This window comes from Neobacillus drentensis (genome assembly GCF_036962125.1).
Taxonomy (GTDB): Bacteria; Bacillota; Bacilli; order Bacillales; family Cytobacillaceae; genus Neobacillus; species Neobacillus drentensis_B.
In genome coordinates, this window is record NZ_JBALOA010000023.1 from 1 (window position 1) to 10,654 (window position 10,654).

General features: G+C 42.4%; 5 protein-coding genes and 1 rRNA gene. 1 reads left to right on the plus strand and 5 read right to left on the minus strand.

The window, feature by feature from the left end:
• Positions 1 to 27: 27 nt before the first annotated feature.
• Positions 28 to 144: ribosomal RNA gene (rrf, locus tag V7121_RS19055) — 5S ribosomal RNA — on the plus strand.
• Between the two features lie 280 nt (positions 145 to 424).
• On the opposite strand, the gene V7121_RS19060 is transcribed toward rrf, so the two are convergent.
• The 5 genes from V7121_RS19060 to V7121_RS19080 form a co-directional block, all read right to left on the minus strand.
• Positions 425 to 2,614, minus strand: coding sequence for a hypothetical protein (locus V7121_RS19060; protein WP_335547440.1), 2,190 nt, complete (start codon positions 2,612 to 2,614; stop codon positions 425 to 427).
• Positions 2,614 to 3,879, minus strand: a complete 1,266-nt coding sequence (locus V7121_RS19065) for a TRAFAC clade GTPase domain-containing protein (RefSeq protein WP_335547441.1) — start codon at positions 3,877 to 3,879, stop codon at positions 2,614 to 2,616. The genes V7121_RS19060 and V7121_RS19065 overlap by 1 nt, the downstream gene beginning before the upstream one ends.
• A gap of 14 nt (positions 3,880 to 3,893) precedes the next feature.
• Entirely contained in the window at positions 3,894 to 4,532 is a 639-nt protein-coding gene (locus tag V7121_RS19070) for a hypothetical protein (RefSeq protein ID WP_335499679.1), read from the minus strand.
• 78 nt (positions 4,533 to 4,610) lie between these two features.
• Entirely contained in the window at positions 4,611 to 6,959 is a 2,349-nt protein-coding gene (locus V7121_RS19075; protein WP_335547444.1) for a hypothetical protein, read from the minus strand.
• A 164-nt stretch (positions 6,960 to 7,123) separates the two neighbouring features.
• Entirely contained in the window at positions 7,124 to 10,513 is a 3,390-nt protein-coding gene (locus V7121_RS19080; protein ID WP_335547447.1) for a tubulin-like doman-containing protein, read from the minus strand.
• Positions 10,514 to 10,654: the final 141 nt, after the last annotated feature.

The window sequence follows — 10,654 nt, forward strand, 5'->3', positions numbered from 1 at the left end:
AGGGAATGAATCCTCAAAAGAAAATAGTCTGGTAATTAAGGCGAGAAGGTCACACCCGTTCCCATACCGAACACGGAAGTTAAGCTTCTCAGCGCCGATGGTAGTTGGGACACGCGTCCCTGTGAGAGTAGGACGTTGCCAGGCACGAAGAAGGACAGCTAAAATTAGCTGCCCTTTTTTGTTGTTTCTGAACATATCGATTTTATCCCGCCAAAAATTGAGGTTTTCCCGCGAAACTTCGAATACTTTCCACCAAAGTTTTAATTAATCCCGCGAAGTCTAAAATTAATTCCGCGAAGTTCACAATTTATTCCGCCAAATACATAATTGAATAGTCCCACATGCTATCTATCACTGCAAAAAAACGACTTTTTTTGATTAATGACGATAAATAGAGCATCCCTAAGCAATGCTCCATCCACGACTATAGTTTCAGCCCATACTGTTTTAAAAATTTAACCAGCGGCGTGGCGGTAGCTAATTCGACTTCTTTGAGTAATTTTTTTAAGCTGTTGTTCTTAATTAATCTCAGTTCTTTTCTTAAGGATTTATTTACCAAGATTGAGTCTGGATGACTGACTAAATATTTTTTCAAAGCTGCCCTGAAAAGTGGATAAAGGTCAATAAGTCGGGTGTTTTCCCGAATAAAAGATAGAATGGTTTTATCGTCACTGTGTTTAATCACGTATTCTAGCAAAGCTTGATAGTCTACCCCGTTCTCCTCTGTTTCAAAAGCCATGAATAAAAGGGGAAAATACTCTGGATTCGACTCGCTTCGCAATATTTGTTTCAACGTATTTCTAAGCTTCCCGCGACTTGTTCCAGTTAATGCACCTAAATGATAGGTTTTCGCGTGATTGGGGGTACTGACTAAATCGTAAAGGATATTTGTAATCAGGTAATTTTCCTTTACCTTTGCCTCCTTCAAATCGCTAACCTTTAATCCTTTTGGAAAAAGATGACCAAACGTAAGTATTTCTTTTATGGTTAACTCCTCCAGACGAATCGACCCCAATAAGACCATCATTCCATGTACGAGCAAATTCATTTTAAAGCAGCTAAACTCGGTGCTTTCCTGATCGATAGAGAATTCCTTAATGGCCAAAATATCCTTGAACGAAGTAATAGTAATCGCAGAAGAAAGCTTCTTAATAGAAACAGCTTCAAATGTATCATTCGCTAAAAGACAAGGTGATTCCAACATTTGTTTTAACTCGGAAAGAACTTCATCAACTTGAGCGGCCCTGTTTAATCTATCCTGCAGATAACTTTCAAGGAGCCCATTATAATCTGGATGGTCATTGATAAAAAGGACAATGGATTGATAGGTCTCCTTGTCCTGTTCAATATCCCGCCAAAATTGCTGAAATAGGGGCTCGTGCTGATAATACTTCATTGTCTCAAGAAGGAAGGCGAGAGCCTCATCCTTTCTGAGGATTGAATTGATGGAAACAACTGCTTGAAAATAGTCCTGTGCGATATCGGGCTCATCTGCTCGATGTTCCTGTTGAAGCAACATGACAAAGAGATCCACTAAATCAGCCTTTTCCTTACTGTTTACCTGCAAGAACTTTAGTAAACTATGTAAAAGGCTAATTTTATTTCTCTCATAAAGGGTCATATCCTTATCTGATAAGGTTAAAAACAAATCGGAGAGTTGATAGTAACTTGATAGTTCGAGTTTTTGTTCTTCAGGCAGGCCCAATAATGCATGGTCAGCAAACTCTAGGAATGGATCAATTCGCTCTGACTTTGAAAAATGGTTGAGCATGTATTCCAAATACTCGTGCTTCTGACCATCAATAGTGTCACCTGAAATCCTTTCGTTCGCAAAGTCAAAAATAAACTGCTTCTCGATGCTGCGGTCTGCTGTATTTAATGTGCCAGGCTCAAAAAAGGTAACATGGATATAATTTCTGCTTTCCGGTGCACTAGTAAAGGTGATCGCTCCTAGTTTTCGGCGGTGAGCATAGGGTAAATACACGGTCAGTAACTCTAACAGTAAAAGAGCATACTTCGAGTAGTCTTCTAAGGGCACATCCAATGAAATAAACACCTTTTTCTTGCCTGCGATAGACGTCATTACCGCAAATAAAAGCTGTTTGAACTGGTCCTCGCTAATCGCTAATCGAACCAACAAATCATCTTTCACAGCAAGAATATCGGCCGAGGAATATTCAACTGTCTCCACTTCTGGAAGCAGCATCCCTGTCTCGATATTATAAGAGGTTTGAAACTCATTCCATTGAAATATTCGCTCTGGCTGTTTCAGCCATTCATCCTTCAGTGCTGGAGGAATTATATAGTTATGCATAAAATACGTGCGGCGGCTGCCTGTAAAATCCGCCGGTACAAAAACAGCCTGACCGATGACAAGTTCACCGGTTTCAGGCTGAAATATGGTCAATGCCTCAGGGTAAAATGAGGGATTCTTTTCACCGCGTTCCATAAGGGTTTTGGGAGCATGGTAGATACAAAAAGGATGCAGGTATTTTTTCACAAAGTCTTTATCAAGGCCCTCGGAAATGGCAATCGTGTCATAACCGTCCGTGGCATGAAAGATGCCTCCCCGTTCTCGTGTATACATTTGCTGTGCGATCAACTTCCCGCTCACTATTCATTTCTCCCTTCGATGTAGCCCAGCTTATAAAGCAGCCAAATAAATGGTTCGTCGACACGAACCGGACTAATGATTCCGCTGACCTGTTGATCGACTGGATTACTGCCTAGGGCCGACACGGCGAAATAGGAGGTATCACGGAAGTAAACATCCACGGCATTTACGAACGGTGTATCCACCTTTGCAAGGAACCTTCTAATTTCCCCGTTAATGTTTTCGTATTCATCTAAATTTAAAAAGCCGCGGTGAATCACATGGCGGAACACATTACTATTCGATTGAATATAGTCGCCGTCATCATTTTTCAACGAATGCAAGAGATCGCTTTTTGTTAAGACAACAGCGGTTGGAATATCCGTTTTGCTATTTTCAAGATGGGCGATGAAATCTCCGAACAGGGAAATGACCACCTCACGCGGCTCGCCCCCTTGACCCACAATCTTTCCGGGGTTTTCCCCCATTTGATGGATTAATTTTTCGCGGATGGTACGGATTTGCATCGGATCGATCAAGAATAAAATCCCTGCAGAGTTTTTGATATGGGCAGCATGGAGCTTGATGTAGTCCTTGTCTGTCATTCCTTCACCGGCGACATCGAAAAATACCAGCGTTAACGGAGCCTGATCCTCATCCTTAAAAACAAATTGAAATATGAACGGCTCCTGACGGTTCACTTTCTCGGTCGATTGTAATAGACGGCCATTTTCAAAAAGCGGAATCTCATAGTTTACCCGAAACCGCTTACTCATCTCGTTATCAAGCGGAATACATGCCGCATCAAAATTGTTGGCTGTCACATGCTGGAGGGTATGAATCAGCGAGGTCATATAGACAGATTTCCCCACTGAGGTGGCACCGACAATGGAGAGGATATTACTTGGATACTTGCCTGCTGTTAGGGGCAGGTCATTGTGACAAGCAGGGCAGAGGCGGTTTCTTGTCACAACTGAATATTTGTCTGACACACCCATGAGTACACGGTCAGAATAGAGCTTATTTTCATCGGGAATGTAGGAAGGTTCAATAATGGCCTCCAGTTCATCAATTGGGGCCAGCCCAAATTTTTCTCTGTACTTGTTTAACAATTCATCCTCCTGAAGAGCCAGGGCTTCATCATCATCGCGGTGATGGGCCGCACGAAAGACCACCTCTTCATGAGAGAACCTTGAAAAGCAATAAGGACAAATAATATCGTAAAAAGGCTGCCGTTCTTTGGCCGGTTGTTTTTTTTCAAAGATTCGTTTAAGCAAAGCGAACATGCGGCTAGTCTCCCTTATTGTGGTATTAACTGATAACGTTGTACAGATTTTGTGTTATCGCGAAAAAAAAGGCGGATATATTCATTTTTATCAATTTCAATCTCTGGAGGGACCGTTTTCCCCGTGTTGAAATCGCGCACAAATGGATAGACGGTTCCGTCCTCAACCGATACTGGAACACCTCCACTTTTCTTCACATAAACTAACAGCTCTTTATCGAGGGGATGCTCGGTTATGATCGACATCCGTACTTTTTTCCGTGTCTGAAAAAGCTTTTTTTTATAGGAAATAGAATAATAGATGTTTGCTTTCGAACCTGAGATATAAACGAGATTGTCATCATTTTCCTGGTTGAAAACCACTAAATTGCCGTCCCGTTTTTGACAGGGAAGAATGCGATAAGCGGTGATGCCGATGGACTCGATTCTGCTCAGATAACCTTGAGCAGCCTTATATTCCTCCCTTGTGTAAAGCTTTAGGTCCTGTAACGTGAGCTCGTGGGGCGGCTTCATATTTTCAGCTGCTGCTTTATAAATGTAGACAAAGTCAATGTCATTTGACCAAAACCAAGCTAAATGCACGTCGGCATCTCTTATGGTCTTTTTTATATCTTTTATTTCTTGATTTGGAGAAGAAATGGTTTCCCAATTCACCAATATTCACCTTATTTCGAATAGAATATTCCGCAGTGTGGAGCTGAACGCCTGACGTATTTTAATAGGGTTTGAAAACTAAACAGGGGTCTCCGCTTTGGAGTGGAATTCAAAACCCTCATTACAATAGGCCTGGTAGTATTTTTCCCCGTTTCGATAGTACAGTAAGTCCGTTAAGTGGAATCCTCCCATGAGCGTGAGTTTTTCAATACCGCTTGCTTTCTTTTCATGGGCGCAGCCAACTTTGCATTGCCGTCTCTCATATTCTTTTTCTAAAGCAAACTCCATGAACTTGCTGTAAAAGTCACCGAAGAAGTATTTTTCCTCGTAACGATTTTCCTGGGTATAGTTAAACACTTCAATCTGTACCGGCGATTGATCATCAAGACGGTTATATAATTGCTTAAATAATTCACTTTTTGAGAGAACATCACGGTTTTCATAGTTGGTCATTGCATTAGCCCGATCTAATAGCTCATCTTCAAAGCTGCGGTGGAATTCCGCTTGGGTTAACACCTCACGACTACAAACCGAGAGAACCCTTTCAAGCAATGCTTTGGGTCCACTTTCAAGCAACCCTGCCAGGTTTCCAAGAAAGCGATGATCGGAAAAGACATGAACCCCGTGCTTCTTTGTTAATTTTGCGGTAATATGCGTCATGATTTCCGCATAATATTCGGGGATATTTTGATCCAAATAATCATCAGCCTCAAGCAGGCTATCGAGAGCGGCCTGTTTTAAGAAAGAACCTACTTCATCGATGTGCTGTATTTTTGTTTGCAATTGAAGATGGATATCTTCAAGGACTTCTAAGTACTGCTTCAAAACCGCCTGTTTGACGTCAAGCTTGATCAGTTCATACTTAGTGCCATACACAACTTCAAAAAAGAAGTGTAAAAAACGGTGCAGGTTTTTCCGGTCAGAAAAAGGAAGATAACTCCTTTTAAAATCGCAGCTATCCACCAGCTGCTGATAGTATTGCTCAAGCCGTGTTTGTTTTTCTGCCTGCTCATTTTTTGTCTCCGCAAGCATTTTGTGAAGTTCATGGATGACACTGACCTCCGAACCATTCGAATCCGCGGTCCAGATATAGGCACAATATACACCATACTTTTCATGTTGAATCACATGATAAGTAAGGATACGCTGAATCTTTTCTTTCAGATTTAGCTGTTGAAGGCGCTCACGGACAGGTTCTTTGAAATTGGCAGCGAAGAATAGTTCTGCTCCGCCCTCGAACATGTATTCCTCAGCCTCCCTGACCGACATTCGCTTCACGGTTTGATAAGAATTTGTCGTGCCGATTAATCCATTCATGTCTTCGAGCTTATCAATGGAAGGAAGACATTGATGATAGTACTTTTGAAAAAAAGTCTCTGACAGCCCAAATAGGCTGATCAATTTTTCCCGTGGCTGGGAAATCGGTGCCTTTAACCCCTCAACAAGCTGCTGGTAAAAGTGACTTGCCGCATAAAGGGCAATCGCCTTGTTGGGGCGGTTTACTTTGGAAAAGCCGGCGGAGGCGTACACTGGTTCCTTCGAATTTCCGCGAATCCCCCTGCGGAAGACCGCATGATTATAGCTGTCCATCTTTTCGTGGTAGTCCGTAATTATCTTGCGGTTTTTTAAGAGATTAAGATTACTGATAATTTCATAGTTTTGCAGCAAGGCTTCACTTGTTATTAAACCCTGTTCATTTTTATCGCTGAGTAAATACACCATGTCAAACAGTGGGGAAGGAGGGTGACTCACCGGAAGCCGCAGCTGGTCCTCTGTCAGCTGGAGGTCTTTCTGGAAAGTGTAATCATCCCTTTGATAACGATCTAATTCTTTGAAAAAACTAATTCCGAGCGAGGTAGAGAGGGCAAAATTTGCGCCGTCCTGTTTTTCTTTAATCAATCCATAAAGGTCGACTTCGACCAGTCGGAACGATTCTTGAAGAATGCTTTTTAACAATAAGGTAAATTCTTGGATGAGAATATTGGCAGGGTCATCAAATGCTGTGACGACACAGAGATTTACTTTTTGAAGGGAGGAATAGACCTTGCCGTACTCCGCTAGTTTCGAGGAAAGCAGACGATAGGCTTTATTTAGTTCAATCAGTTTGTCTTCATCGCGGCAAAAGGCCTCATATATATCCTTGCGTTTGGTTTTCCGACTGATTTCTTTGTTAGGAAGTTGAATGGAAAGCACATTTGGATTTATGACTGTCTCTGTTTGGCAGGCATGGAAATAAAGCACCCCTGAGCTATTTTGCCATTTTTCTTCATTAATCCTCATGATGGATTGAAGGGCATCGAGAGTGAGGTCACCCAAAAATAAAAAGACAATCGGATGGTTTACACTCCGCTGTTCATTTACTTCAAGCGTCATTTTTTCTAGTTGGTTGGAAAAATTATGTGCATACGTTTGTAAAAGGTCTCTCAAGCTTCTTCCCCCCTCATCTGAGACAAATTTAGTTGAAAATTGCCCAGCTCCAGCTTAAGCGTCAGCACCCTAGCGACTAGAGTGCTTTTCGCTTACTAATTTTTTGGCCACAAGCAAGTCCTGCATGTGCCCACATTCATTTCTGCATTCTCGTCAAACGTTCCTTATGACTTTAATTGACGGAGCATCTCCTGAACTTTAATCGTTATTCCTTTATAGAAGCTGTACAATTCTTCACCGTTCGCAATATCCTTGTAGTCATAATCAAGAGCTTCCTTTTCCTTTTGATAGGTGGCAGCAATATCCTCCAATGCAGAAATCAGTTCGGTGGCCATTTCCTCGTTAATCATGTCAGTGCTCCGGCGTTCTGATTTCTTCTCAAGCTGGGCCATTTGTTTAGCACTCAACGCCTTAAACGCTTGATAGATTTCAAAATCTACAAATTTTGTTGTTTTCATCAGGTTAACGAACGGTGCCCAAGCATCTTCCTCAATTTCTTTATCGTAAACATAAAGAGCGCCTCTTTTTCGAATCGTTTTTGTATAAACAGCCTGGATGAACTGATTCAGGGATACCTCGTTGTTCTTTTGCGATTGGATCCTTTGTTCAATCTCTGCCATCTTATCTTGAATCAGGCGGTATTTTCTTACTTCTTCTTTTACCCTTGCAATCAGTTTCGGTGAACGAATGAAGTTTTCTTTGGCTAATTCCAAATTGGTGCTTCCGAAAATATCACTTACTCCGTCTGACTCCATCCCTCCTGAAGATACCTCTTTGAGCTTCGTAAGCAATTGTTTCAAGTTTCCGTGGCTTGCCTTATCAATCTGTTTCGGATCCACTTCAAACTGAGCATATAAATCCACAAGGCTGACCTCTTTGGTGAAATGACATTGGAATCGTGCGCTTGTATTTTGATTACCGTTCTTTTCTGAGATACAGCCAAATGTGGACGCCTCATCAAATAGGGCACGGACACTGGAGTTGTATTGCCTGACGCGCTCATTTTGGTAGGTATCTCCCCATGATTTTTCTGGAATTGGTGAAGGGAGATAAGCCCAGTTTTCCTTTTCTGTTTGGACCAGGTGGCGGCCGACGCCCTCTTTTTCTAAGATTGTCTTTTCATAGGATGCTTCGTAAATGGCTAATGGGGAATAGGCGAATAACGGAATCCCATTTTTCGTATTCAACCAGAAAATTCGGTTCTTCAGTTCGCTTTCTTTTATCGTGAAGCGGGAATGACTCAAGGAATGCTTCTCGAAATTTTTAATGCCATTGAAAATACTCGGTGCCTTTACCGGTACGGAAACAAAGCCCCATTGGGGGAAGTGTAACTGTCCATTACTGTTGGCAAGATGGAACACGGGCAGTGCGTCCCGGTCAAGTCTTGCGGCAATATGATCCTCAATAATTTTGTCGATTGGCAGATCTTCACCGTATTTCATTCGTAAGAAGTCTTCCATTGATTTAGTGATCAACTCACCGAACTGGTCCGTTAGGAATTCCGACACGGTGCCGACAACATCGACATCTGCTTCCTTGACCCAATAGGTCGATTGTTCAAGGAGCATTTCGGACCATTGCGAGACCAATAATTCACCGTCTTTGGAATCGAACATTCGCTGAATTTCACGGGCAGCATCCGGTACACTAACCAAATGCCAATAATAGGTGACATCCTCGTGCTTGACTTCCTCTCCATCCACGAGAATATCCGCATTCTTTTCGAAGATAACTTTTAGTGTTTCGAGGATTTCCTTGTATACTTCATTGATTTTTTTGTTTTGACGATTGAGAAGCTGGTACAAGTCCTCATAGAATTCAATCATTTCTTCCGTTCGGAACTTTTCAGCACGCGTATTATATTCATTCAGCTTGGCCTCAATATAGGCGTTCTTTTTGCGCTCCTTTGAAATATAAGCACTCCTGGCTTCCTCCAGTTTATTCAAGGCATATTCCTGCTCAGACTGAATCGCCCGAGGAAAGCGCTCTAAGCGGTCGCGGAGTCCTTCGATATAAGTCCGCAAAGTTTTTAAGAGGCAGAAGCCATCATTTGAATAGATCAAACGTGATGCAAAGATCGGTCCTTTTTTCGGGTGGAGGAACAGGCGCTCAATCTGGCGGCGGAACTCTTCCATAATCTCGCCTGGAAGCTGTTTCTTGCATTTGCGATATTGTTCTTGTGCTTTTGATAAAAATTCACGATTTAATTCGTCATCAATATTAATGACCGAAGTTTTGATGACATTGTTGTAAGAGAATCGGTCACTATTTTCAAACCCAGATAAGGCTTCCGGTACACATTCGTTAAAGCGACGATGGACAGAATCCAAATCGATCCGCAGTTTTTCTAAAAATTGTTCAACCTCTTCTTGATTGGGACCTGCATTAAACATGATGTTCATTTTTTCAAACAGTTTATAGCCGATATAAGTGGTCATTTCTTCAAGCGGAATTTCTGCCATCGATGCACCGATAATGTTGTATTGATAATTAGCGGCATAGGGCTTAGGCATTTGGGCGATATTAGTCCGGATGTTACTGATATAATCATGAATCGCGAACTCCTCGCCTGATTTCTTTTCTTCATTGACCATGAAGTTGGTGATGTTTTCAGCGGTGACATTCATGCAGTAATCGTACGCGTTCTCCAGCCATTTTCCTTCCAGATTCGTCCCTGAGATTAAATGGCAGAGATTAAACGGCGGCATCGGCGAGTTAACCTCCAACAGACTGCCGTACTTCTGTTTGAAACGTTCATTTCGTTCATCGGCGTTCATCCAATAATCCAGCTCTTTTAAGGCCGCGTAGCCATTTTTCTCAATGTATTCGACGGTATGTGAACTTAAGCCCCGCTTGGATAAATTCACATCAGGGGTGAAAAGGTAGCCGAGAATACTGACTTTATCCACACCTGTTGGGCCAAATTTACGCTCCATGATTCCGCGGGTGATGTAGGAAATATCAAGATAGCAGCCACTGCCGGTACCGCCGGAAAGTCCGGTTAAGATGAAGACGTATAACCGTTTATTGGTCCCTTCTAGGACGGCTTCAATTTTCCGTTCAATTGTTTGGATGACTTGATTGATTTTCGTAAACAGAAGCAATCTGCCTGCCTGGCGGACACCCGAGGCCCCGCTGATTCCGTCAGTAATCAGAAGTTCAGGGGAGAGCCATTCCTTTATATAGGGCTCAATCGTGCTGCGATTTTGGAGCAGTCCGCCAATTTCCGGGTTGGAAAGGAGTACAAATTCCTTGTTAGGGTCAAGACCGATGCCCTTGTACTTTTTATTTCGGTCATACTCATTGGTTTCAAAGGCTAAAAATTCAATATTATTGGGCTTATCCTTTTTCTTTTTGGATAAAGGGTCTTGCGGGAGCTTGAATCGGCGATTGACCTGATATTTTAATCGTAATAGGGCATCAATGCCTGTGCCGCCAAGGCCGATGACGAGCATCGGATTGTCTATCGTGTCGACGCGGATTTTCTCAGAAATAATCCCTCCGCCTAAGGAAACATCTAACTGCTGAATATGCTCTCTCACACTAGCTCTCATGCAAAAATTCCTCCTTGGCTGAAAAAAATACAAACTTCTAACCTATATGACACCCAAATAAGGCGCTTCCGCTTTTCTTACTGTCTAGCTCCAGCGCCCTAGCGGCTAGTGTCCTTCGCCCTCCGCCCTACGATAAGTCAA

Excerpts from the sequence above, each read along its gene's own strand:
- V7121_RS19065 (WP_335547441.1), bottom strand. The coding sequence starts at position 3,879 with ATGTTCGCTTTGCTTAAACGAATCTTTGAAAAAAAACAACCGGCCAAA.
- V7121_RS19080 (WP_335547447.1), bottom strand. The coding sequence starts at position 10,513 with ATGAGAGCTAGTGTGAGAGAGCATATTCAGCAGTTAGATGTTTCCTTA.